The sequence below is a fragment of the Bradyrhizobium genosp. A genome (genome assembly GCF_049949275.1).
GTDB lineage: Bacteria > Pseudomonadota > Alphaproteobacteria > Rhizobiales > Xanthobacteraceae > Bradyrhizobium.
This window is the reverse complement of the sequence record NZ_CP188196.1, coordinates 8261980-8284921: the sequence shown is the minus strand read 5'-3', so window position 1 is coordinate 8284921 and position 22942 is coordinate 8261980. Positions and strand designations below refer to the sequence as shown.

General features: G+C 63.0%; 20 protein-coding genes. 13 read left to right on the top strand and 7 right to left on the bottom strand.

Features of this window, described 5'->3' with window-relative positions; translation table 11 throughout:
* Positions 1-79: 79 nt before the first annotated feature.
* From ACP2YP_RS38800 to ACP2YP_RS38790, 3 genes are all read right to left on the bottom strand, one after another.
* Positions 80-955, bottom strand: a complete 876-nt coding sequence (locus ACP2YP_RS38800) for an acyl-CoA acyltransferase (protein WP_426421546.1) — start codon at positions 953-955, stop codon at positions 80-82.
* Between the two features lie 36 nt (positions 956-991).
* On the bottom strand, positions 992-1972 hold the full coding sequence (locus tag ACP2YP_RS38795) for an amino acid--[acyl-carrier-protein] ligase (protein ID WP_426421545.1): 981 nt from the start codon (positions 1970-1972) through the stop codon (positions 992-994).
* A gap of 61 nt (positions 1973-2033) precedes the next feature.
* Complete coding sequence (locus ACP2YP_RS38790; RefSeq protein WP_426421544.1) at positions 2034-3251, bottom strand: acyl-CoA dehydrogenase family protein; 1218 nt, start codon at positions 3249-3251, stop codon at positions 2034-2036.
* A 358-nt stretch (positions 3252-3609) separates the two neighbouring features.
* Between ACP2YP_RS38790 and ACP2YP_RS38785 the strand changes: the two genes are divergently transcribed.
* From ACP2YP_RS38785 to mtnA, 3 genes are all read left to right on the top strand, one after another.
* Complete coding sequence (locus ACP2YP_RS38785; RefSeq protein ID WP_426421543.1) at positions 3610-3882, top strand: phosphopantetheine-binding protein; 273 nt, start codon at positions 3610-3612, stop codon at positions 3880-3882.
* A gap of 188 nt (positions 3883-4070) precedes the next feature.
* A complete protein-coding gene (locus tag ACP2YP_RS38780; RefSeq protein ID WP_426421542.1) occupies positions 4071-4946 on the top strand; it encodes an S-methyl-5'-thioadenosine phosphorylase in 876 nt (291 codons plus the stop codon).
* A gap of 18 nt (positions 4947-4964) precedes the next feature.
* Positions 4965-6074: an S-methyl-5-thioribose-1-phosphate isomerase gene (gene mtnA, locus ACP2YP_RS38775; RefSeq protein ID WP_426421541.1), complete on the top strand. Its 1110-nt coding sequence runs from the start codon at positions 4965-4967 to the stop codon at positions 6072-6074.
* Positions 6075-6080: 6 nt separating this feature from the next.
* Here the strand turns inward: mtnA and ACP2YP_RS38770 are convergent, their stop codons facing one another.
* A complete protein-coding gene (locus ACP2YP_RS38770; protein ID WP_426421540.1) occupies positions 6081-6716 on the bottom strand; it encodes an HAD-IA family hydrolase in 636 nt (211 codons plus the stop codon).
* A 123-nt stretch (positions 6717-6839) separates the two neighbouring features.
* Between ACP2YP_RS38770 and ACP2YP_RS38765 the strand changes: the two genes are divergently transcribed.
* Together ACP2YP_RS38765 and ACP2YP_RS38760 are read left to right on the top strand one after the other, a co-directional pair.
* Complete coding sequence (locus tag ACP2YP_RS38765; protein ID WP_426421539.1) at positions 6840-7598, top strand: S1 family peptidase; 759 nt, start codon at positions 6840-6842, stop codon at positions 7596-7598.
* A 120-nt stretch (positions 7599-7718) separates the two neighbouring features.
* Positions 7719-9221, top strand: coding sequence for a flavin-containing monooxygenase (locus ACP2YP_RS38760; protein ID WP_426421538.1), 1503 nt, complete (start codon positions 7719-7721; stop codon positions 9219-9221).
* A 239-nt stretch (positions 9222-9460) separates the two neighbouring features.
* Here ACP2YP_RS38760 and ACP2YP_RS38755 read toward each other — a convergent pair whose 3' ends face one another.
* Together ACP2YP_RS38755 and ACP2YP_RS38750 are read right to left on the bottom strand one after the other, a co-directional pair.
* Positions 9461-10387: a response regulator gene (locus ACP2YP_RS38755; RefSeq protein ID WP_426421537.1), complete on the bottom strand. Its 927-nt coding sequence runs from the start codon at positions 10385-10387 to the stop codon at positions 9461-9463.
* The gene (locus ACP2YP_RS38750) at positions 10371-13742 is read right to left on the bottom strand and encodes a hybrid sensor histidine kinase/response regulator (protein ID WP_426421536.1); all 3372 of its coding nucleotides are present in this window, start codon (positions 13740-13742) and stop codon (positions 10371-10373) included. The genes ACP2YP_RS38755 and ACP2YP_RS38750 overlap by 17 nt, the downstream gene beginning before the upstream one ends.
* Positions 13743-13919: 177 nt before the next feature.
* On the opposite strand from ACP2YP_RS38750, the gene urtA reads away from it, so the two are divergent.
* The 8 genes from urtA (at position 13920) to ACP2YP_RS38710 (ending at position 21891) form a co-directional block, all read left to right on the top strand.
* The gene (gene urtA, locus ACP2YP_RS38745) at positions 13920-15179 is read left to right on the top strand and encodes an urea ABC transporter substrate-binding protein (protein WP_426421535.1); all 1260 of its coding nucleotides are present in this window, start codon (positions 13920-13922) and stop codon (positions 15177-15179) included.
* Between the two features lie 162 nt (positions 15180-15341).
* Positions 15342-16268 carry an urea ABC transporter permease subunit UrtB gene (gene urtB / locus ACP2YP_RS38740; protein WP_426421534.1) on the top strand — a complete coding sequence of 309 codons (927 nt, stop codon included), beginning with the start codon at positions 15342-15344 and terminating at the stop codon, positions 16266-16268.
* A gap of 18 nt (positions 16269-16286) precedes the next feature.
* On the top strand, positions 16287-17429 hold the full coding sequence (gene urtC, locus ACP2YP_RS38735; RefSeq protein ID WP_426410904.1) for an urea ABC transporter permease subunit UrtC: 1143 nt from the start codon (positions 16287-16289) through the stop codon (positions 17427-17429).
* Between the two features lie 10 nt (positions 17430-17439).
* The gene (urtD, locus tag ACP2YP_RS38730; RefSeq protein ID WP_426421533.1) at positions 17440-18195 is read left to right on the top strand and encodes an urea ABC transporter ATP-binding protein UrtD; all 756 of its coding nucleotides are present in this window, start codon (positions 17440-17442) and stop codon (positions 18193-18195) included.
* A 192-nt stretch (positions 18196-18387) separates the two neighbouring features.
* Positions 18388-19077: an urea ABC transporter ATP-binding subunit UrtE gene (gene urtE / locus ACP2YP_RS38725; protein ID WP_426421532.1), complete on the top strand. Its 690-nt coding sequence runs from the start codon at positions 18388-18390 to the stop codon at positions 19075-19077.
* Between the two features lie 28 nt (positions 19078-19105).
* Complete coding sequence (gene fmdA / locus ACP2YP_RS38720; RefSeq protein WP_426421531.1) at positions 19106-20335, top strand: formamidase; 1230 nt, start codon at positions 19106-19108, stop codon at positions 20333-20335.
* 93 nt (positions 20336-20428) lie between these two features.
* The gene (locus ACP2YP_RS38715; protein WP_426421530.1) at positions 20429-20806 is read left to right on the top strand and encodes an FmdB family zinc ribbon protein; all 378 of its coding nucleotides are present in this window, start codon (positions 20429-20431) and stop codon (positions 20804-20806) included.
* A 44-nt stretch (positions 20807-20850) separates the two neighbouring features.
* A complete protein-coding gene (locus ACP2YP_RS38710) occupies positions 20851-21891 on the top strand; it encodes an aliphatic amidase (protein ID WP_426421529.1) in 1041 nt (346 codons plus the stop codon).
* 189 nt (positions 21892-22080) lie between these two features.
* On the opposite strand, the gene ACP2YP_RS38705 is transcribed toward ACP2YP_RS38710, so the two are convergent.
* On the bottom strand, positions 22081-22911 hold the full coding sequence (locus ACP2YP_RS38705; RefSeq protein WP_426421528.1) for an MlaD family protein: 831 nt from the start codon (positions 22909-22911) through the stop codon (positions 22081-22083).
* Positions 22912-22942: the final 31 nt, after the last annotated feature.

Genomic DNA, 22942 nt, shown 5'->3' with positions numbered 1-22942 from the left:
TTACGGAGGGTGACTGGCGATGAAGAGAGTGCAGGCCCCGGACCCGGCAACAAATCCCATTGTCGTACGCGTACCGCTTCTACGGCCCGTACAGCACCAGTTCCGTATCCGTGAGGTCGGCCAGCCGCGGGCGGTGCGGACCTTTGAAATATTTGCGGCCGCGTCGCTCGGTATAAATACCGACGAGGCCGGGGATGGGCTCGTTGGAATCGACGATCACCGAGATCTTGCCCAGCCGCAACAGCAGCCGGCCGATGCGGCCGGCGCAGGCGGCGTATTCGGCGGCGCTGCGGCAGTAGATCAGTTGCATCGCCGGCGGTGCGATGAAACCGCGGCGGATGCGCACCGGTTGCAGGATGAAGGGGAAGACGCCCTTCGGCGTGCGGCAGACCAGGCTCAGGCAATTATAGCGCGCATGCCGGGTCAGCAGCTCGGTCTCTTCGGCGGAGAGCCCCTCGATCTGCTTGGTATGCTGCGAGATCACCTCGATCTTGCTCCAGCGCGGGGCGCGCGACAGCGCCGGCACCGAGAAGAACAGGCCGCGGCAATAGGCGCGAAAACCCTGCGTCTCGATGATCGGCCATGTCCACGGCGCCGGGCTGATGTTGAGGTAGGTCACGTGCTTGTGCCGCTGCGCGATCTTGGTCAGCAGCGGCGCGTAGTTGCGGTAGGCCGGCTCGACGTACCAGCTCGATAGATTGCACTGGATGGCGGTTTCCTCGCCGTCCTTGCGCGTGGTGTAGATCAGAAGCAGCACGCCGACCGGCTCGCCGTCATTGTCGAGCATGTAGCCAAAGCGCGGATAGCCGTCCGGCACCGGCCGGAAAGCTTGCCGTCGCAGGCCCTGGATCCAATAGTTGCGGGAGCGACCGACGAAGCCGCGCGTCAGCAGGTCCGCGACCGCATCGACGTCGGCTTCGGTGATCTCGCGGCATCGGACCTTGGTGTGGATCACGCTCGTCTTACCCGTGGAAATGGCCGGCCTCTTACCTTAGCGCCAGCCCTCGCCATGGGCGTCGGCCGCGACCTGCGGCTGTAGGCCCAGAATGTCCCGCACCTTGGCGGGCCAGGCGGAAAGATCAGTGCCGTGGGTGTGGAACATCGCGACCGCGAGCCGGTCCATGCCGAAGGCAACGCAGCCGGTGTGCGCGGGCTCGCCATTGGCGTCCTGGATGCCCCAGGTCGTGCCGAAATGTTCGCGGTGATAGTTGAAGCTCATGCAGGCGGTCGGCTGCTCTTCCGAGCGCAGCGGGATCAGGAGCTCGAACTTGAGCTGCTGCTGCTTCTGGCTCACCGCCTTCATCTGGCCGACGCGGCCGAAGAAGGGATCGCTGGCATAGTCGACGCGGAAGGTCAGGCCAAGCTCGGTCGCGATCGCCTGCGCGCGCACCATCCAGCGCTCGCGGAAATCGGCGACGTCGTCGGGTGTGCCGATGCAGACATATTCGCGCATCCGGAACGATTGCAACCGGTCGAGATGTTTTGACGGCTCGCGACGGAAACAGTCGGCAGCGACGTCGAAGCGCAGGCCGCCTTTCGGCAGCTGGCCGCGGCTCGCCGCGATCGGATAGACCGGATAGCAGGCCGCCGGCGACAGCACGAGGTCGGCCGGCGAGAGCGACGAAGTCCAGTCGCCACCGGCGTCGAAGCGGCTCACCGCGGCGTTGATCTCGCGTTCGGTGCCGTGCAGGCCGCAGACGCAGCCGAGCAGATTTGGAAAGCTCTTGAGGTAGCCGGACTTTTCCAGCTGGGCGCGGCTCATCACCGGCGGGAAGCGCATCACCTCGGTGCCGGCTTCGCGATTGCTGGTGATCAGTGCGGCAAGCTTCTCGACGATGCCCTCATAGAGTGCGGTGCGGGCGTAAACGCCGTCCGAGCCCATGCGGTGGAACAGCTTGTCGGCGAGATGATCGAGCGGATCGACGATCTGCGGCGCGGTCTCGGGCGAATTGGGGAGGACGGCAATGTTCATGGTTCGATGTCCTGCTATTTCAAAATTGTTCTTGTTGGTTCAGTCTCAGTCGCAAAGCACTTTAGTCGCGAAGGCTTGCCGGCACGCCGCTCATCAGCGTCGAGGTAGCGGCATTGGCCAGAATGCGGTCGTTGTTGATCATGATCGGCGACGACAGCACGTCGCGCAGATGGCGCCCCACGGTGAACTCGCCGTCGTTACGGTAGCCGGACAGGCCCGCAGTGCGCATCGCATGCATCACGGTCTCGACCGCGAGCTCGGAGGCCTGCACCTTCAACAGCGTGATCGAGGATTGGAAGTCGAGCGCGCCGAGCGCACGCTCGTCATGCTCGGCGCGGGCGAAGGCGTCGAGATTTGCCGCGATCAGCGCGCGCAGTTTCGCCAGCGACATTTTCGCGGCCGTGAAGTGTGCGGCGGCCGGCGGCATCTGACCACCGGAGGTGCGGGCCGCCTTGCGAACGAACGCCTGCGCGCGCGTCACAGCGGCGGCGGCAATACCGGCCCAGGTCGACGACCAGCACAGATGCGCGAACGGCGTCATGGTCTGGGCGTGGATCTTGTCATAGGCTTCCGGGAAGACGCGGTCGGCGGGGCAATCGACCTTCAGCTCGAAGCCGGTCGAACACGTGCCGCGCATGCCGAGCGTTTCCCAGCCCTGCGTCTGCTTCAGCGAATAATCGTCCTTGGCGAGCGCCAGCAGCACTTGGTCGGAAGCAGCGGCCTCGGTGGCGCGGCGGGCGATGGTGACGAGGCCGTCGGCTTGGGCGCCGTAGGAGATCACGGTGGCGTCGCGAACCAGCGAGACGGTGTCGCCGGCATGGTCGACAGCGGCCGCGCTGGCGCGGATGTTGCCGCCGTTCTGGCCTTCGGTGGTGGAGGAGGCGAGCAGCCACTGGTCGCGGGCGACCCGGCGCATCATGGTTTCCATCCAGGGAATACCGTGGCCGTGCCTGACGACGCAGGCGACCTTGGTCTGGTGCATCGCGTAGATCATCGCGGTCGAGGCGCAGGCGCGACCGAGCGTGTAGCAGATGTCGGTGACGTCGTAGATCGATGCGCCGAAGCCGCCGAACTCGACCGGGATCATGACACCGAGCAGCTGCTGCTCACGCGCGGCATCGAAAGCCTTGTGGGGAAAGCATGCGTCGCGATCGACGCCGTCAGCGTCGGCTGCGGCCACAGCCGCGGTCCGGGTGGCGCGCTCGATGAGGGAGGGGCCCTGCTCGAGGAGGCTGGTCTGCGTCTCGTCGACAGTGAGGACTGCTTCACGCACGTTCATGCTTGTCCGCCTCCGCTTCGTCGTTCAGGATCGCAGGCATCATTCGCGATGCCGCATCAGCGATCCTCCGACCATCTTTGCTTATGAGACGAGGCTACGAATTTAATTCAAATTCGTCGATGAAATAGAGGGTAAACGAACTGACATTCCGAACGAACAGTTAAGGTCGGGTTGTTTGCATGACCCGAATTCCGGCGATCGCGTTAGGGGCTCTGGGAGAAGCCTGGATTCCAGACAATCTGAGTCGTCGTTTACTAAGAAACGCGAAGTAGTGGTGACGCCCATTGCGGGATCGGCCCGTCGTGCCCATCGTACCCGGCAGCCGGCCCGACCTTTTATGGACAGATGGAATTTGCCGATGCAGGCCTTCGATACCGATTTGCGCAATCGCATCACCAAGCTGGTGAAGGGCATCCTCGTGCAGAACTCGCTCACCGCCGATGTCACGCCGTCGACGAAACTCGTCGATGCCGGCCTGACCTCGATGGACATGGTCAATCTGATGCTGGGCGTCGAAGCCGAGTTCGACTTCACGATTCCGCAAACCGAGATTACGCCGGAGAATTTCCAGTCCGTCGAGACGCTTGAACGGATGGTCGCGACCCAGTTGCAGCCCGCGACCGCGGCATAGTTCGGCACTCTCCTCCGTCATTGCGAGCGAAGCGAAGCAATCCAGACTGCCTCCGCGGCGGCAGCCTGGATTGCTTCGTCGCTGCGCTCCTCGCAAAGACACCAATCGGGCCCCATCCCCGTTCCAAAACCGCCGCAAAACTGGCATAGCTTAACCATGTCGCAGGTCGCGAACGGGGTGGAGCAGGCATGACGCAGGCGGTATTGGGCATCATCGGCGGCTCCGGCATCTACGATTTGCCGGGACTCGAGGGCGCGCACGAAGAGGTGATCAAGAGCCCCTGGGGCGAGCCGTCGGCGCCGGTGCGGCGCGGCACCATCGCAGGCCTGCCGATCGTGTTCCTGCCGCGCCATGACAAGGGCCACCGCCTGTCACCCTCTGACATCAACTACCGCGCCAATATCGACGTGCTGAAGCGCGCCGGCGTCACCGACCTGATCTCGCTGTCGGCCTGCGGTTCCTTCAAGGAAGAGATGCCGCCCGGCACCTTCGTTCTCGTCGACCAGTTCGTCGACCGCACCCACAAGCGCGAGAGCTCGTTCTTCAGCAAAGGCTGCGTTGCGCATGTCTCGATGGCGCATCCGGTCTCGCCGCGGCTGCGGATCCACCTTGCCGCAGCGGCCGAGGCCGAGGGCATCGCGATCGCGCGGGCCGGCACCTATGTCTGCATGGAGGGGCCGCAATTCTCCACTTATGCGGAGAGCATGACCTACAAGACGCTGGGCTATTCCGTGATCGGCATGACCAACATGCCCGAAGCAAAGCTCGCCCGCGAGGCCGAGATTTGCTACGCGACCGTCGCGATGGTGACGGATTTCGACTGCTGGCATCCCGATCACGACGCCGTCACCGTGCAGGATATCATCCGCGTGCTGACGTCCAACGCCGACAAGGCCAAGGCGCTGGTGGCGCGGCTGGCAAAGGATTTTCCGCGCGAGCATGAACCGTGCCCGGTCGGCTCGGACCGCGCGCTTGACACGGCGCTGATCACCGCGCCCGAGGCGCGCGATCCCGAGCTTCTGAAGAAGCTCGACGCGGTGGCGGGGCGCATCCTGCGCGGTTGAGACGAAAGGCAGAATGCCATGAAGGTCGACGGCAAACATTTCCGCAGCATCTGGCGCGAGCGCGACGGCTGGTCGGTCGGCGCGATCGACCAGCGCAGGCTGCCGCATGAATTCATCGTTGCAAAGCTGACCTCGCGCGAAGACGCGGCGGTTGCGATCCGCGACATGCTGGTCCGTGGCGCACCGCTGATCGGCGCGACGGCGGCTTACGGCATGGCACTTGCGATGCGCGAGGATGCCTCCGACGCGGGCCTGAAGCGCGCCTACGACACGCTGGTCGTGGCGCGGCCGACCGCGATCAATCTGAAATGGGCGCTGGACGAGATGCGTGCGACGCTAGCGCCGATCGATCCGGTCGAACGGGCGGAAGCAGCGTATGCCCGCGCCGACGAGATCGTCGAGCAGGACGTCGAGATCAATCGCGGCATCGCCGCCAACGGCTTTGCACTGATCGAGGCGATCGTGGCGAAGAAGAAGCCGGGCGAGACGGTCAACGTGCTGACCCATTGCAACGCCGGCTGGCTCGCCACCGTCGACTGGGGTACCGCGACGGCGCCGATCTATCTTGCGCATGAGCGCGGCATCAAGGTCCATGTCTGGGTCGACGAGACCCGGCCGCGCAATCAGGGCGCTTCGCTCACCGCCTGGGAGCTCGGTCATCACGGCGTGCCGCATACCGTCATCCCCGACAACACCGGCGGGCATCTGATGCAGCATGGCATGGTCGATCTTGCCATCGTCGGCACCGACCGCGTTGCCGCCAATGGCGACGTCTGCAACAAGATCGGCACGTACCTCAAGGCGCTCGCCGCACACGACAACGGCGTGCCGTTCTACGTCGCCCTGCCGTCGCCGACGATCGACTTCGCCGTGAATGACGGCATCAGGGATATTCCGATCGAGCAGCGCAGCGGCGCTGAGGTCACCGACATGACCGGCCGCACGGCTGATGGCCGATTGGAAACGGTGCGCATCGTGCCGGAGGGTTCGCCCGTCGCAAACTACGCCTTCGACGTGACCCCGGCGCGTCTCGTCACCGGCCTCATCACCGAGCGCGGCGTGTTGAAGCCGGATCGTGCTTCGCTCGCGGCCGCATTTCCAGAGCGGATCGCCCGAACGGCAGAGTAGGTCGGACTAAGAGAGCTTCAACCCCGTCGCCGCCTCGAGCTCGGCGATCGCCTGGGCGCCGCTCGTGACCTTGATCGTGGTCATGCCCATCTCGCGCGGGGGCTTCAAATTGACGCCGAGGTCGTCGAGATAAACGCACCTCTTCGGATCGACCTTCAGCGTCTCGACCATCAGCTGGTAAATGCGCGGGTCGGGCTTGCGCAGGCCGATCTTGGCGGATTCGATGACGTGATCGAACAGCACCATCACCTCGGCGACGTAGAGCGAGCGCCCGGTCATGCTGCCGATGGCGTTGGCCGGAAGGTTGTTGGTGATGCAGCCGGTCTTGAATTGTGCCTTGATGCGCTTCAAGGCCTCGACCATCTCGGGACGCAGATCGCCCTGAAGCAATGGCAGCACGTCGCGTCCGCGTACCTCGGCGCCGAGCGCGAGCGATTCCACCGCAAACAAATGATCGAACGTCTCGATATCGACCTCGGCGCGCTCGAACCTGGCCCAGGCATTTTCCAGATGGTTGGCGGCGTTGGTGCGCCGGATGATGTCGACGGGCAGGCCGCGCTCGGTCTCGAACCGCGAAAACGCCTCGAACGGTGAGCTCGTCAACACGCCGCCAAAATCAAAGATCACAGCTTCGATCGCCACTATCCTGCCCTCGTCAATTTCTTTCCAAGAGGGCTAGCATGCGCTATCGGCAAGGGCCAGTCCGAAGCAATCGCGCATCACCATCGCGCATCACCATCAATGCCGACGCCCGAGCGTGTTCCCATGAAGAAGCTTGCGACTCTCATCCTATCCGCGCTGCTGCTCGCCGCACCCGCCCATGCCATCGTCGGCGGTGGCACGCCGCAGACCGACGGCGTCGCGCGCGCGGTCGTCACCATCGTGGGTTCGCGCGGCAATTTCTGCACCGGCAGCCTGATCGCACCGAAGCTGGTGCTCACCGTCGCGCACTGTGTGCAGCCCGGCGCAGACTACAAGATCGTTGATCGTGGCCCCGACGGCGCGCCACAGCTGCTGAATGTGCGCGCTGTCGCGATCCATCCGAGCTTCAACATGCAGGCGATGCAGGCGCATCGCGCCACGGCCGACGTGGCATTGCTGCAACTGGAAATTCCGCTCAAGGGAAAATCGACTGTGCCGGTGGGCGCGCCGAATATTCCGATCCAGGTCGGCAGCCGTTTCACCATCGCCGGAATCGGCGTCACCGTGCGTGGCGATGGCAAGAGCGGCGGCGCCACGCGGGTTGCTGCACTCGTTGCCACCGGCCAGCCCGGCACGTTCCAGATCCGTCTGGTCGATCCCGTAACCAACGGTGTTCGCGACGGAATTGGCGCCTGTACCGGCGATTCCGGTGGCCCCGTGTTCGAGGACAAGCCGAACGGTGCCGTGCTTGTCGGCGTCATCAGCTGGTCCACGGGACCGAACGGTGGCGCCGGCTGTGGCGGATTGACCGGGGTCACGCCGCTCACGCTCTATCGCGACTGGATCTTGCAGACGGCGCGGAGCTGGGGCGCGGCGTTGTAGTTTGATCGCGACTTGATCTATGTCATTTTGCAGTGGAAGCGCGGCTGGCAACCATGCCCGTCGCGGAGGAAACGCGTCGCCATCAAGGCGGCCCGAAAAAGACAAGGCATAGAAGCAACAATGAATGTCGCGGTTCGCAGTCACGCAACGACCAAACAAGCCTCGGAACATTTCGACGTGCTGATCGTCGGCGCCGGTATCTCCGGCATCGGTAGCGCCTATCACGTCACCAAGCAGTTGCCGGGTACGAGCTACGTCATCCTGGAGACCCAGGCGACGTTCGGCGGCACCTGGAGCACGCATCGCTATCCCGGCATCCGCTCGGATAGCGATCTCCATACCTTCGGCTACAGTTTCAAGCCCTGGGTCGGGCCGCCGATCGCGACCGCCGAGGAAATCCTCGCCTACATGAATGAGGTGATCGACGACAACGATATCGCCCGGCACATCCGCTACAGGCACAAGATCAACTCGGCGAGCTGGTCGAGCGAGCAGAACCTCTGGACCATCGAGGCGGTGACGACCGACACCGGTGAGGCAAAGACCTTCACCGCAAACTTCCTCTGGATGTGCCAGGGCTATTATCGCCATTCCGAAGGCTACACGCCGGAATGGAAGGGCATGGATCGCTTCAAAGGGCGAATCGTCCATCCGCAGACCTGGCCTGACGATATCGATCTCAAGGCCAAAAAGGTCGTCGTGATCGGCTCGGGCGCGACCGCGGCGACGCTGGTGCCGAACATTGCCGACGAGTGCGAGCATGTCACCATGCTGCAGCGTTCGCCGACCTATTTTCGCCTCGGCCGCAACGCGATCGAGATCGCGGAGGAATTGCGCCGACTCCAGGTCGACGAGGCCTGGATCCACGAGATCGTTCGTCGCAAGATTCTGTTCGAGCAGGACGCGTTCACAAAGCTCTGCCTGTCCAAGCCAGAGCAGGTGAAGAAGGACCTGATCGGCCAGATCAGCGCGGTGCTCGGTCCGGACTACGACGTCGAGACGCATTTCACGCCGAGCTATCGGCCGTGGCGGCAGCGTATCGCCTTCGTGCCCGATGCCGACCTCTTCAAGGGCATTGCCAGCGGCAAGGCTTCGGTCGTCACCGACGAGATCGAATGCTTCGTCGAGAACGGCATCCAGCTCAAATCCGGCAAGCTGCTGGAGGCCGACGTCATCGTGACTGCGACCGGCTTCAACCTCTCGGCGCTCGGCGACATTGCCTTTGAGATCGACGGCAAGCCACTCGCCTTCGGTGACACCGTGACCTATCGCGGCATGATGTTCACGGGCGTGCCGAACATGGTCTGGGTATTCGGCTATTTCCGTGCGAGCTGGACGCTGCGTGTGGATCTCGTTGCGGACTTTGTTTGCCGGCTCCTCAACCACATGAAGGCGAAGGGCACCAGGAAGGTCGAGGTGAGCTTGCGCGCCGAAGACCATAACATGCCGATCCTGCCCTGGATCGATCCGGAAAACTTCAATCCCGGCTACATCATGCGCAACATGAACCTGCTGCCCAAGCGTGGCGACAAGCCGGAATGGCAGCACAGCCAGGATTACTGGACCGAGAAGGACGAGATCCCAAAGACGGATCTGGATGACAAGGCGTTTGTGTACGGGTGAGGTGACCGTCCTTGTATGGGGTGGCTAGCGATCGCCCCATACTCAGCTGTCGTCCCGGCGAAGGCCGGGACCCATACCGCGGAATCTAACGATTGCGGATAGTGTTAGTCCCACGGCGAACGGTCTTCGCCAAACCGCTCCCTGTGGTTATGGGTCCCGGCCCCCCGTGCGCAATTGCACACTAGGCCGGACGACACCAATTTTTGGGTGCGCGGCGATGCAACTCACTCAGAGCCCGGTTACGAATTCCGCCTCGTCGCATTCGTGGCAATCGCCGCCGCCGCCGTCCGGTTCTCCACACCGAGCTTGGCGTAAATCTGCTCCAGATGCTTGTCGACCGTGCGCGGGCTCAATCCCAAAATTTGCGCGATGTCGCGGTTGGTCTTGCCCTTGCTGAGCCAGGCCAGCACCTCGCCCTCGCGGGTGGTGAGGCCGAGCTCGCTGGTGAATTCGGGCGGCAGCGCGGTACCGGATTCCCTGGACAACCGCAGCAGGAACTCGTTCGGCGCGGTCTCGCCCAAGTAATAGAACCGGAGCTGTGGATTGTCGGGCAGGGAAGCGGCTTGAGATTTGGCGCTGCCCTTGCCTTTCACCTGTTCCAGCCATTGCAGCAGAGACGGCGGCAGGATGAAATCGTCGGCCTGGGCGCCGTGATGATCGGCCAGCAGTTTTTGCGCCTGCGGGGTCGCCCACAGGATGTGGCCCTGGCGGTTGACTGCGAACAGGAAGCGTCCGGAGACGTCGAGCGCGGTGCGCGCACTCTGGGTCAGCCGCGCGTTGCCGAGATGGACGCGGATGCGCGCCAGCATCTCCTCGATCACGATCGGCTTGGTCACGTAATCGACGCCGCCGGCTTCCAGCCCGCGCACGATGTGCTCGGTCTCGGAAAGGCCCGTCATGAAGATCACGGGGACATTGGCCAGGCCCGCGTCGCGCTTGAGTCGCCGGCAGGTCTCGAAGCCGTCCAGGCCGGGCATCACGGCGTCGAGCAGCACGATGTCGGGGGTGATCTGGTCGACGATGCGGATTGCGCTCGCGCCATCGAGCGCGACCATCACTGTCATCCCGGCGCCGTCGAGCGCGTCGGTGAGCAGCCGCAGCGTTTCGGGGGAGTCGTCGACAACCAGCGCGATGTCGCGCTTTTTCGGCTCAATGCTCATAAGCATGCAGTGTTTTCAATGTTGCCATGTACTGGTCGAGATCGAAGCGATCGACCAGCGATCGCATCTCCGCGACGAAGTCGGCATGCTCCGGATGCTCGCTGCCGATCTCGTCCAGCTTCAGCTGAATCGCTTTGACGTAGCCGATCTGGCCGAGCCCGATCAGTGCCTCGATGTGTCTGACCGGCGGCCGCGAGCCACTGTCCGGCCGCCAGAGCGGCACGACGATCTCGTCGGAGCCGTATTGCCATTCGATCTTGAGCAGCTGGCGAATGGTCTCCAGTAGCCGCGGGATGTCGATCGGCTTCATCAGATAGCCATCGTGGAAAGGCTGCGCGAGCGGTGCACCGTGCGCCTCCAGCGCGCTCGCCGACACCATCAGGATACGGGCCTGGTGATGGCCGTCTACGCGCAGCTGTTCCGCCACGGTCCAGCCGTCCATGCCTGGCATCGAGATGTCGAGCAGGAACAGATCGGGCCGGCAATGCTGCGCCAGCGCCAGACAGCCTGGCCCGTCTGCCGCGCTGAGCAGGATGAACCCAAGCGGCGTCAGCACCTCACGCAGGAGATCGCGATGCACGGGATCGTCGTCAGTGACGAGGATGGTCTTGCGCGCGCCGTGATAGCCAGAAACCGGCGCCTCCACCGGCGCGGTGCGCCTGGGGTTGGTGACCTCCGACAGCAACATCTTCACTTTGAACGTGCTGCCGCGGCCGACAGTGCTGGCAACCTTGATATCACCGCCCATCACGCCGGCGAGCAGCCGGCTGATGGTGAGTCCGAGTCCCGTGCCCGTCTGCGGTTGTGCGACCCCGAGCGCGCCGCGCTCGAACGGCGCGAAGATGCGTTCGAGATCGTCGCCCTGGATGCCGGGGCCGGTGTCGGTCACTTCGAACTCGGCGACGGGGCTGCGGTAGTGCACGATAAACTGCACGCTGCCGGTCTGGGTGAATTTGATGGCGTTGGACAACAGGTTGATCAGCACCTGACGCAGCCGCTTCTCGTCGGCGTAGACCACGGTCGGCAATGTGGCCGGCCGCCTGAACACGAAGTCGATACCCTTGGCGCCGGCCTGGAGGCGGAACATGCCGACGAGCTGGTCCAGGAATTCGCTCACACGGACCTCGTCGCGGGAGAGATACAGCCGGCCGGCTTCGATTTTGGAAATGTCCAGGATGCCGTCGATCAGGCCGGAGAGGTGGTCGGCGCTGCGGCGGACGACGCGGACCTGATCGCGCGGCTTGGTGTTGAGCGTCGCATCCTGCTCTAGCAGCTGCGCATAACCGCTGATCGCATTCAGCGGTGAGCGCAGCTCGTGGCTCAACCCCACCACATAGCGGCTCTTGGCCAGATTGGCGGATTCGGCGACTTCCTTGGCGCGCTGGAGCTCGGCGTCGGTGCGCTTGTGCGCGTCAATCTCCTGGATCAGCAGCGCGGTTTGCCGTCGCGTCTCGGCTTCCGCCGCGCGGCGGCTCTGCTGCGCAAGCACGAACAGCCAGGCGACCACGCCGATGATGATGCTGAGCGAGAAGAACACCTTCCACAGCACGTTGGAGACGAGTGAGTTCTCGCTATGCACGCTCGCGGAGGTCTGTAGATAGATCAGTCCAAGCACCAGCGCGACGAGACCGGCGGAGACCACGAACACGCCGATATAGTGACCGAACTGCGAGTTGATCCGCTGATAGATCGGCTGTGGCAAAATTCTGCTGAGCGCGTCCGCGAACTGCACTTGCGCGCGCCCATGCGGCTTGCAGAGATCGTGGCAGCGGGCATCGAGCGAACAGCACAGCGAGCAGATCGGGCCGGCATAGGCTGGACAAGACGTCATGTCCTCCGGTTCAAAACTGTGCTCGCAGATACAGCACTGGATCGCTTCGATATTGGCCCAGCTCCGCTTCGGCTTGCGCGCGATGTAGTATTTCCCGTCGGTCAGCCAGGCAATGATCGGCGCGCTGACGAAGGCCACCGTCAGCGCGACGAAGGCGGCGAGCGCCTTCATGGTCGGGCCGAACAGGCCGTAGAACGCCGCGATCGACACGATGATCGCAAGCGTCATCGCACCGACGCCGACCGGATTGATGTCGTAGAGATGCGCGCGCTTGAATTCCATCTGCGGCGGACGCAGGCCGAGCGGCTTGTTGATCACGAGATCGGACACCAGCGCGCCGACCCAGGCGATCGCGACGTTGGAGTAGAGCGCGAGCGTCTGCTCCAGCGCCTTGTAGACGCCGATCTCCATCAGCAGCAGCGCCACCATCACGTTGAACACCAGCCAGACGACGCGCCCGGGATGGCTGTGCGTCAGGCGCGAGAAGAAATTCGACCATGCGATCGAGCCGGCATAGGCGTTGGTGACGTTGATCTTGATCTGCGACAGCACCACGAAGAAGCCGGTGAGCGCCAGCACGAGGTCCGGGTCCGACAGCACGTAGCGAAAGGCCACGAGATACATATGCGCGGGCTCGGCCGCCTCTTCGGGCGGCACGCCGTGGCTCAGCGCGAAGAAGGCGAGGAACGAGCCGGCCAGAAGTTTCAGTGCGCCGAGCACGATCCAGCCCGGCCCTGCGCTCATCAGCGCGATCCACCACGACGCTTTGGAGGTGCGGCGGTCGCGCGGCAGAAATCGCAGGAAGTCGACCTGCTCGCCGATCTGCGCCACCAGCGAGAACACGACGGAGGATGCGACACCGAACAGCAACAGGTCGAAATGGCCGCCGAGGTCGCCGTGCTCACCGGCGAATTTGTGCCACTCCGTGAAGGAGTGCGGGCTGGCCCAGGCGATCGCGGCAAAGGGCAGGATGTGCAGGACGATCCAGAGCGGCTGCGTCCAGAGCTGGAAGCGGCTGATCAGCGTGATGCCGTAGGTCACGAGCGGGATAATCGCGACCGCGCTGATGAGGTAGCCGATCGGGCGCGGAATCCCCAGGCACATCTCCAGCGCGGTCGCCAGAATTACCGCCTCGATTGCAAAAAAGATGAAGGTGAAGGACGCGTAGATCAGCGAGGTGACGGTCGAGCCGATATAGCCAAAGCCGGCACCACGCGTGAGCAGGTCAATGTCGATGCCGCATTTGGCTGCATAATAGGCAATCGGCAGGCCACAGAAGAAGATGATGGTCGAGACGACGAGGATCGCTGCCGCGGCGTTGGTGACGCCGTAGTTGAGGGTGATGGTGCCGCCGATTGCCTCCAGCACCAGGAAGGAAATCGCACCGATTGCGGTGTTGGCGACGCGGGCGGCGGACCAGCGTCGCGCGCTCTTGGCGGTGAAGCGCAGTGCGTAGTCTTCCAGCGTCTGGTTGGCGACCCATTGATTATACTGGCGCCTGACGCGGTCTATTCGCTGCCGCCCTGCCACTTATACCCCACTCCCGAACTCGTCCGAACCTCTCGTGAACCCGCAAATCCTGTACCAAAAGCCTACGTCGGTATTTTGCGGTGCAGTATACGCGATCTTGCGTATGCTTGCAGTGCACAAATTCGAGCCATCCTCACGGCACCAATCGCGTGTCCTCGAACAAACAGTGGGGTGCTCATGTCAGACGAAGCAAACAAGGGCCTGTTGTCGCCGCTCCGGCGCAAACTATTGATGGGAATGGCGGCCGTGCCTGTTATCACGATGCTGCCGCGGGCGTCATTTGCCCAGGCCCCGGCGACCTCGGCGGTCAACACCACCGGTCTTGCGGTCACTGACACCGAGGTGACCGTTGGCATCCTGCATTCGGCGACCGGCACCATGGCCATCTCCGAAACCGGCTCGATCGAGGCCGAAAAGCTCGCCATCGAGCAGATCAACGCTGCCGGCGGCGTGCTCGGTCGCAAGATCAAGTTCATCCAGGAAGACGGCGCCAGCGACTGGCCGACCTTTGCGGAGAAGGCCAAGAAGCTGCTCGTCAACGACAAGGTCGCGGCGATCATGGGCTGCTGGACCTCGGCCTCGCGCAAGGCGGTGCTGCCGGTCGTCGAGCAGTACAACGGCATGCTCTATTACCCGACCTTCTATGAAGGCCTCGAGCAGTCCAAGAACGTGATCTACACCGGCCAGGAGGCGACTCAGCAGATTCTCGCCGGCCTGAACTGGATCGCGAAGGAGAAGGGCGCGAAGTCGTTCTTCTTCGTCGGCTCCGACTACATCTGGCCGCGCACTTCCAACAAGATCGCGCGCAAGCACGTGGAGAACGTGCTGAAGGGCAAGGTGGTCGGCGAGGAATATTATCCGCTCGGCAACACCCAGTTCAACTCGGTCATCAACAAGATCAAGCTGACCAAGCCCGACGTGATCTTCACCGACGTCGTCGGCGGCTCCAACGTCGCGTTCTACAAGCAGCTCAAGGCCGCCGGCATCGACCTCTCCAAGCAGGCGCTGCTGACGATCTCGGTGACCGAGGACGAAATCGACGGCATCGGCGGCGAGAACATCGCGGGCGCCTATGCCTGCATGAAGTACTTCCAGTCGCTCGACAATCCGAACAACAAGGCCTTCGTGCCCGCGTTCAAGAAGATGTGGGGCGAAAAGACCGTGATCGGAGACGTCACCCAGGCTGCCTATCTCGGCCCGTGGCTGTGGAAGTTGACGGTCGAGAAGGCCGGCTCCTTCGACGTGGACAAGATCGCCGCGGCCTCGCCGGGCGTCGAGTTCAAGGGCGCGCCGGAAGGCTATGTGCGCATCCACGAAAACCATCATCTCTGGTCGAAGACCCGGGTGGGCCGCGCCAAGCTCGATGGCCAGTTCGAGCTGATCTACGAGACCGCCGATCTGGTCGAGCCGGATCCGTTCCCCAAGGGCTACCAGTAAGAAGCGCTACCGGTAAGAGCGCTACCAGTAAGAAGCGCGGCGTCAGCCGCGATTTACCACAAGACCAGCCGCTCCCTGGCGTGGACAGCAAATCCACGCCCAAGACCCCCGCGTCGCGAAACTGCTCGCGACGCGGGACCTCATCCCTGACGGAGGACATCGATGTTCGGCGACTACTCGCTTGGTGATCTTGGCTCCATCTTCGTCATGCAGGGTTTTGCAGGACTGATCCTGTTCTCGGTCTACGTGCTGATGGCGCTCGGTCTTGCGATCATCTTCGGCCAGATGGGCGTCATCAACATGGCCCACGGCGAGTTCATGATCCTCGGCGCCTACGTCACCTGGCTGACCTCGAATTTCTTCCAGGCTTATTTTCCGAGCCTGTTCAGCGGCTACTTCTTCCTCGCGATGATCCTGGCCTTCATCGTATCCGGCGCGCTGGGAATGCTGGTGGAATGGGTGCTGATCCGTCACCTCTACAAGCGTCCGCTCGACACGCTGCTGGCGACCTGGGGCCTCAGCCTGATGTTGCAGCAGGCCTACCGCTCCGTGTTCGGCGCGCGCGAGGTTGGCGTCGAGCTGCCGCAGTGGATGCTCGGATCGCTGCACGTCACCGACAGCATCGAAGTGCCGATCAACGGCGTCTTCGTGATGTGCCTGACCGTGCTGATCACGATCGGCGTCGCCTATGTGATGTACAAGTCGCGCTGGGGCCGCCAGGTGCGGGCGGTCGTGCAGAACCGCATCATGGCGGGCGCGGTCGGCATCAACACCGAGAAGGTCGATCGTTACACGTTCGGCCTCGGCTGTGGCATCGCCGGCGTCGCCGGCAGCGCCTTCACCATGATCGGCTCGACCGGGCCGACCTCCGGACAGCTCTACATCGTCGACACGTTCCTCGTGGTCGTGTTCGGCGGCGCGGCGAGCCTGATCGGCACCATCGCCTCGGCCTTCTCGATCTCGCAGACGCAATCGACCCTCGAGTTCTTCATGTCGGGCTCGATGGCCAAGGTGCTGACGCTGCTCGCCGTTGTCGGAATCCTGATGCTGCGGCCGCAAGGGCTGTTCGCCCTCAAGGTCCGCAAGTGAGAAATAGAGGCTGATGCAATGACCGACAATCGGTTCTTCAATCGATCGGAGCTCATCGGAATTCTGGTGCTCGCGGTCTTCCTGGTGGTGGTGCTGCCGCTCACGCTCGATGTCTTCAGGCTTAACCTCGTCGCGAAATATCTGACTTATGCCTTCGTCGCGCTGGGGCTGGTGATCTGCTGGGGCTATGGCGGCATCTTGAGCCTCGGCCAGGGCGTGTTCTTCGGGCTCGGCGGCTACTGCATGGCGATGTTCCTCAAGCTCGAGGCATCGAGCGTGGAGAACACCAAGATCCAGTCGACCCCCGGCATTCCAGATTTCATGGACTGGAATCAGATCACGTCACTGCCGCTATTCTGGAAGCCCTTTCACAGCCTCACCTTCACCATCGCGGCGATCATTCTGGTGCCCGGCATCTTCGCCCTGATCATCGGCACAGCCATGTTCAAGCGCCGGGTCGGCGGCACCTATTTCGCGATCATCACCCAGGCGGTCGCGGCCATCCTTACCATCCTGATCGTGGGCCAGCAGGGCTACACCGGCGGCATCAACGGCATGACTGACCTGCGCACCCTGAAGGGGTGGGACATCAGGCCCGATCACGCCAAGGTCGTGTTGTATTTCTTCGAAGTCGGATGCCTGCTCGTCTGCATCATGATCGCGCAGTTCGTCCGGCACTCCAAGCTCGGACGCATCCTGGTCGCAATGCGGGAGAAGGAGGACCGGGTGCGGTTCTCCGGCTACAGCGTTGCAAACTTCAAGATCTTCGCCTTCTGCATCGCTGCCGTGTTCGCCGCCATCGGCGGCGCGATGTTCGCGCTCAATGTCGGCTTCATGTCGCCGTCCTTCGTCGGCATCGTGCCGTCGATCGAAATGGTGATCTACACCGCGGTCGGCGGCCGTTTGTCGATCCTGGGCGCGATCTACGGCACGCTGCTGGTCAACTTCGCCAAGACCAGCCTGTCGGAGACGTTTCCCGAATTGTGGCTGTTTGGCCTCGGCGGCCTGTTCATCGCCGTGGTCCTCGCATTTCCGAACGGCCTTGCCGGGATCTGGGGCGATTATGTGCAGCCGCGCATCGATCGCCTGATCTCGTCGCGCAAACCCAAACCTGAAGGGTGGACCGACAGTTCGGTCGCTGACGGCGCCCCGGCCGAGTGAGGAGATCATCATGCTCGTAGGTCATCAGCCCAAGGAATTCCTGCTCGCTGTCGAAGCCCTGACGGTGTCGTTCGACGGGTTCAAGGCGGTCAACGATCTCTCCTTCTATGTCGACGAGAACGAGATCCGCGTCATCATCGGCCCTAACGGCGCCGGCAAGACCACCGTGCTCGACCTGATCTGCGGCAAGACCAAAGCGACATCAGGCTCGATTCAATTCCGCGGCAAGGAGCTGACGCGGATGAAGGAGAACGAGATCGTCAAGACCGGAGTCGGCCGCAAATTTCAGAATCCGTCGATCTACGACGATCTCACAGTGTTCGAGAATCTGGAGATCTCCTATCCGCGCGGACGCTCGGTGTTCGGCGCGCTGACCTTTACCCGCGATGCCGCCGTGCGCGACCGGGTGCATGAAGTCGCCGAAATGATCTTCCTGAAGGATCGGCTGAATATGAGCGCCGATCTGCTCAGCCACGGTCAGAAGCAATGGCTGGAGATCGGCATGCTGCTAATCCAGGATCCGGACCTCCTGATGCTGGACGAGCCCGTTGCGGGCATGAGCGTGTCCGAGCGTGCCAAGACCGCGGAGCTGCTCAACCGCATCATCAAGAACCGGTCGGTGCTGGTGATCGAGCACGACATGAAGTTCGTCGAGGACATCGCACACAAGGTCACCGTGCTCCATCAGGGCCAGATCCTCTCCGAGGGGACCATGGGGAAGGTGCAGAACGATCCCAAGGTCATTGAAGTCTATCTGGGGCACTGACGGATGGCTGGCAAAGGGCAAATGCAGTCGGCGCACTCGGTTCACCTCTCCCAAAGGGAGAGGTCGAATTGCGCAGCAATTCGGGTGAGGGGCTTCGCTCTCGCGTGGGACCCGCACCTCCTCACCCGCGCCTTCGGCGCGACCTCTCCCCGGTGGGGAGAGGTGAACGAACACCGAGCCTAGGAGTCGACGATGCTGGCTATTTCGGATCTCCACGTCGCCTACGGCCAGAGCGAGGTGCTGCACGGGCTCAACGTCAAGGTCGCGCCCAACGAGATCGTTGCGATCATGGGCCGCAACGGCATGGGCAAGACCACGCTGATGAAATCGCTGATGGGCATCCTCCCGGCGAAAAGTGGCTCGGTGACCATGGACGGCGCCGAGCTTGGCGGCCTGCCGAGCTATGAGCGCGTCGCCAAGGGCCTCGCCTATGTGCCGCAGGGCCGCATGATCTTCTCCACCATGACCGTGAAGGAGAACATCGAGACCGGGCTCGTCGTCTCCGGTGGCACTGAGGTGCCCGGCGACATCTACGAGCTGTTTCCGGTGCTGCTGGAGATGAAGGGCCGCCGCGGCGGCAATCTGTCCGGCGGGCAACAACAACAATTGGCGATTGCCCGCGCGCTCGCGACCAAGCCGAAAGTGTTGCTGCTCGACGAGCCGACCGAAGGCATCCAGCCGTCGATCATCAAGGACATGGCGCGGACGCTCAAGCGCATCCGCGATGAAAAGGGCCTCTCGATCGTCGTGTCCGAGCAGGTCCTGAGCTTCGCGCTCGATATCGCCGACCGCGTGCTGGTGATCGAGAACGGCGCGATCGTGCGTGATGACCCGCGCGACAGCGTCGATGCCGCGCAGGTCTCAAAATATCTGTCCGTCTAACCAACCGTCGTAAAATGGGAGCCTCTCGATGCCAGAGACACTGATCAAGGTCGATCTCACCAAATCGGCCTATGAAAATGACATGGTGCATAACCGCTGGCACCCCGACATCCCGATCGTTGCCTGGGTCAATCCCGGCGACGATTTCATCATCGAGACCTATGACTGGACCGGCGGCTTCATCAAGAACAACGATTCCGCCGACGACGTACGCGATATCGATCTGTCGATCGTTCACTTCCTCTCCGGTCCGATCGGCGTCAAGGGCGCGGAGCCCGGCGATCTTCTTGTCGTCGACTTGCTCGACGTCGGCCCGATGAAGGAGAGTCTGTGGGGCTTCAACGGCTTCTTCTCCAAGCAGAACGGCGGCGGCTTCCTCACCGACCACTTCCCGCTGGCGCAGAAGTCGATCTGGGACTTCAAGGGTCTCTACACCTCGTCGCGCCACGTGCCCGGGGTGAATTTCGCAGGACTGATCCATCCCGGTCTGATCGGCTGTCTGCCTGACCCGAAGATGCTGGAGACCTGGAACAAGCGCGAGGCCGAGCTGATCTCGACCAACCCGACCCGCGTGCCTGGCCTTGCCAACCCGCCATTCGCGGCGACCGCCCACGGCGGCCGTGCCACGGGCGATGTGAAAGCCAAGATCGGTGCAGAAGGTGCGCGCACGGTGCCGCCGCGCGAGCACGGCGGCAATTGCGATATCAAGGACCTGTCGCGCGGCTCAAAAATCTACTTCCCGGTCTATGTGCCCGGCGCCGGTCTCTCGATGGGCGATCTGCACTTCAGCCAGGGCGACGGCGAGATCACGTTCTGCGGCGCGATTGAGATGGCCGGCTGGCTGCATCTGAAGGTCGAAGTGATCAAGGACGGCATGTCGAAATACGGCATCAAGAATCCGATCTTTAAGCCGTCGCCGATCACGCCGAACTACAAGGACTATCTGATCTTCGAAGGCATCTCGGTGGATGAAGCCGGCAAGCAGCATTATCTCGACGTCCATATCGCCTATCGCCAGGCCTGCCTCAACGCCATCGAATATCTGAAGAAGTTCGGCTACTCCGGCGCCCAGGCCTACTCGATCCTCGGCACCGCGCCGTGCCAGGGCCACATCTCCGGTGTGGTCGACGTGCCCAATGCCTGCGCTACGCTGTGGCTGCCGACGGAAATCTTCGACTTCGACGTGATGCCGTCGGCGGCGGGTCCGATCAAGCACATCACCGGCGACATCCAGATGCCGATCTCGCCGGACAAATAGTCCCTGCACGACGGGATGTGGGACGGCGCCTCTCGGCCGCCCGCATCCGCGGCGAAGCATATTGAACAGGCAAGAGCGTAGGGATGTGATGCAATGCCGGTCTATGAATATCTCTGTGACGACTGCGGACCCTTCAAGGATCTGCGCCCGATGGCGGAATGTGACGATCCGCAAAATTGTCCGCACTGCGAGGCGATGGCGCCGCGCGTCATCCTGACTGCGCCGAATTTCTTCTGCATGCCTGCAGAGAAGCGAAAGGCCCACGCCGTCAACGAGCGCAGCACGCACGCGCCGCAGACGCTCGCGCAATACAAGGCCTCGCACGGCCCCGGTTGCGGCTGCTGCTCGTCAGGCAAGACGGTCAAGAACAGGAGCTCGTCGGACAAGAAGAAGCCTGCGCGGCTGGTGACCAGGACCAGGAGCGGTGCCAAGGGCTTTCCCACCGCGCGGCCCTGGATGATCAGCCACTAACGCACGCGATGACCTCAAACGAATAAAAGACAGGAGCGCTCAACATGCTTCACGGCGATATTTCCAGCAGCAACGACACCGTCGGCGTCGCAGTGGTCAACTACAAAATGCCCCGCCTGCACACCAAGGCCGAGGTGCTCGACAACGCCTGCAAGATCGCCGACATGCTTGTTGGCATGAAGGCTGGCCTGCCCGGCATGGACCTGGTGATCTTCCCGGAGTACTCTACACAAGGCATCATGTACGACTCCAAAGAGATGTACGAGACCGCCTCCGCAGTGCCCGGTGAGGAGACCGCGATTTTTGCCGAGGCCTGTCGCAAGGCGAAAGTGTGGGGCGTGTTCTCGCTCACCGGCGAGCGGCACGAGGAGCATCCGCACAAGGCGCCCTACAACACCCTGATCCTGATGAACGACAAGGGTGAGATCGTACAGAAGTACCGCAAGATCATGCCGTGGGTGCCGATCGAAGGCTGGTATCCCGGCAACTGCACCTACGTCTCTGAAGGCCCGAAGGGGATGAAGGTCAGCCTCATCATCTGCGACGACGGCAATTTTCCGGAGATCTGGCGCGACTGCGCCATGAAGGGCGCCGAGCTGATCGTGCGCTGCCAGGGCTACATGTATCCGGCCAAGGAACAGCAGATTCTGATTTCCAAGGCCATGGCGTGGGCCAACAACGTCTATGTCGCGGTCGCCAATGCCGCCGGCTTCGACGGTGTCTATTCCTATTTCGGCCACTCCGCGATCATTGGCTTCGACGGCCGTACGCTCGGCGAGTGCGGCGAGGAGGAATACGGCATCCAGTACGCGCAACTGTCGAAACATCTGATCCGCGATGCCCGCCGCAACGGCCAGTCGCAGAACCACCTCTACAAGCTGGTCCACCGCGGCTACACCGGCATGATCAATTCCGGCGAGAGTCCGCGCGGCGTCGCCGCCTGCCCCTATGATTTCTACAAGAACTGGATCGCCGATCCCGAAGGCACGCGGGACATGGTCGAGGCGATGACGCGCTCGACGCCAGGGACTGACGAGTGTCCGATCGACGGCATCCCGAATGAGGCGGCGGCCAGCAATTACTGAAGCACTGCAAACTGTCGCCCGAGGCGACAGAATCGCGCTCTGGTTGCGAGAGGTGGCCCAATAACCGTTGCGCGAGTACAACACCGAACCCGAAAGTTCCGGCTTTCCGAGCAACTCGGCAAGATTCGGAAACATAACGTCCTTGGCGGCATAGTTGAGCGCGAAAGTGTTGTTGCCAGCTGGTAGGCTCTACCGCTTCTGCTGCGTTGGCTTGCGCGGCGGGCGCGGGGCGACGGCGGGCGCCGGCGTCCCGCTCATCTTGTTCGCGGCCTCGCTGACATCGAGCAGCGAGCGGCGGGTGTCCTCGAGGAAGCTTGCCGATTTTCTCTTCATGGTGTCGGCGAGCTCGTGCAGCCCCTTCACCTTTTCGAACAACTCGTCGGCCTTGCCGTCGACAAAGCCCGGCACCACGCCCTCGATCTTGGTGACCGCCTTGTCGAAGCCCGCAAATGCATTGTCGACCTTGAGCATCACCGCGTCGATCTCGTCACCCTTGCCTCTGAGGTCCGCCGTATGGTTTTCGAACGTGCGCAGGCCGTCCTTGATCGCGGGTGCGTTGCTGACGATGGTGCGATCGACGCTGTGCAGCGTGTCGACGATGGATTCGGCGTCGCTGAGGTCGGCGGTCAGCACGGGAATGCCGTCCGAGTCCAGCGGCACCGGAGGCGCGGACGGGGCGCCGCCGATCAGCGAGACCGCTGCGACACCGGTGAGGCCCTGGAACTCGATGCCGGCCACCGTGTCCTTGCGGATCGGCGCGGTGTTGTCGAGCGACACCAGCGCCACGACCTTGCGCGGACTGTCCAGCTTGATCGACAGGATCTGGCCGGCGGGCACGCCGTCGAAATTGACCGGGCCGCCGGGCCGCAGGCCGCTGGCCGAGCCGCCCTCAAAGACGACGCGCAACGGGCTGCGGCTCTGGATGGTGCGCCATTTCTGCACGCTGAGCAGGCCGCCGAACGCCACGGCAATCACCGCCAGCGTCGTCGTTCCGATCACCAGATTGCTCGCGCGTGCCATGCGGGTGCGATTTTACGACCAAAGCGGGGAA

What these genes read in the sequence shown, in the direction of transcription:
- ACP2YP_RS38795 (WP_426421545.1), bottom strand. Translation starts at nt 1,972, where the DNA reads ATGAACATTGCCGTCCTCCCCAATTCGCCCGAGACCGCGCCGCAGATC.
- ACP2YP_RS38790 (WP_426421544.1), bottom strand. Translation starts at nt 3,251, where the DNA reads ATGAACGTGCGTGAAGCAGTCCTCACTGTCGACGAGACGCAGACCAGC.
- ACP2YP_RS38785 (WP_426421543.1), top strand. Translation starts at nt 3,610, where the DNA reads ATGCAGGCCTTCGATACCGATTTGCGCAATCGCATCACCAAGCTGGTG.
- ACP2YP_RS38780 (WP_426421542.1), top strand. Translation starts at nt 4,071, where the DNA reads ATGACGCAGGCGGTATTGGGCATCATCGGCGGCTCCGGCATCTACGAT.
- mtnA (WP_426421541.1), top strand. Translation starts at nt 4,965, where the DNA reads ATGAAGGTCGACGGCAAACATTTCCGCAGCATCTGGCGCGAGCGCGAC.
- ACP2YP_RS38765 (WP_426421539.1), top strand. Translation starts at nt 6,840, where the DNA reads ATGAAGAAGCTTGCGACTCTCATCCTATCCGCGCTGCTGCTCGCCGCA.
- ACP2YP_RS38760 (WP_426421538.1), top strand. Translation starts at nt 7,719, where the DNA reads ATGAATGTCGCGGTTCGCAGTCACGCAACGACCAAACAAGCCTCGGAA.
- ACP2YP_RS38755 (WP_426421537.1), bottom strand. Translation starts at nt 10,387, where the DNA reads ATGCTTATGAGCATTGAGCCGAAAAAGCGCGACATCGCGCTGGTTGTC.
- urtA (WP_426421535.1), top strand. Translation starts at nt 13,920, where the DNA reads ATGTCAGACGAAGCAAACAAGGGCCTGTTGTCGCCGCTCCGGCGCAAA.
- urtB (WP_426421534.1), top strand. Translation starts at nt 15,342, where the DNA reads ATGTTCGGCGACTACTCGCTTGGTGATCTTGGCTCCATCTTCGTCATG.
- urtC (WP_426410904.1), top strand. Translation starts at nt 16,287, where the DNA reads ATGACCGACAATCGGTTCTTCAATCGATCGGAGCTCATCGGAATTCTG.
- urtD (WP_426421533.1), top strand. Translation starts at nt 17,440, where the DNA reads ATGCTCGTAGGTCATCAGCCCAAGGAATTCCTGCTCGCTGTCGAAGCC.
- urtE (WP_426421532.1), top strand. Translation starts at nt 18,388, where the DNA reads ATGCTGGCTATTTCGGATCTCCACGTCGCCTACGGCCAGAGCGAGGTG.
- fmdA (WP_426421531.1), top strand. Translation starts at nt 19,106, where the DNA reads ATGCCAGAGACACTGATCAAGGTCGATCTCACCAAATCGGCCTATGAA.
- ACP2YP_RS38715 (WP_426421530.1), top strand. Translation starts at nt 20,429, where the DNA reads ATGCCGGTCTATGAATATCTCTGTGACGACTGCGGACCCTTCAAGGAT.
- ACP2YP_RS38710 (WP_426421529.1), top strand. Translation starts at nt 20,851, where the DNA reads ATGCTTCACGGCGATATTTCCAGCAGCAACGACACCGTCGGCGTCGCA.
- ACP2YP_RS38705 (WP_426421528.1), bottom strand. Translation starts at nt 22,911, where the DNA reads ATGGCACGCGCGAGCAATCTGGTGATCGGAACGACGACGCTGGCGGTG.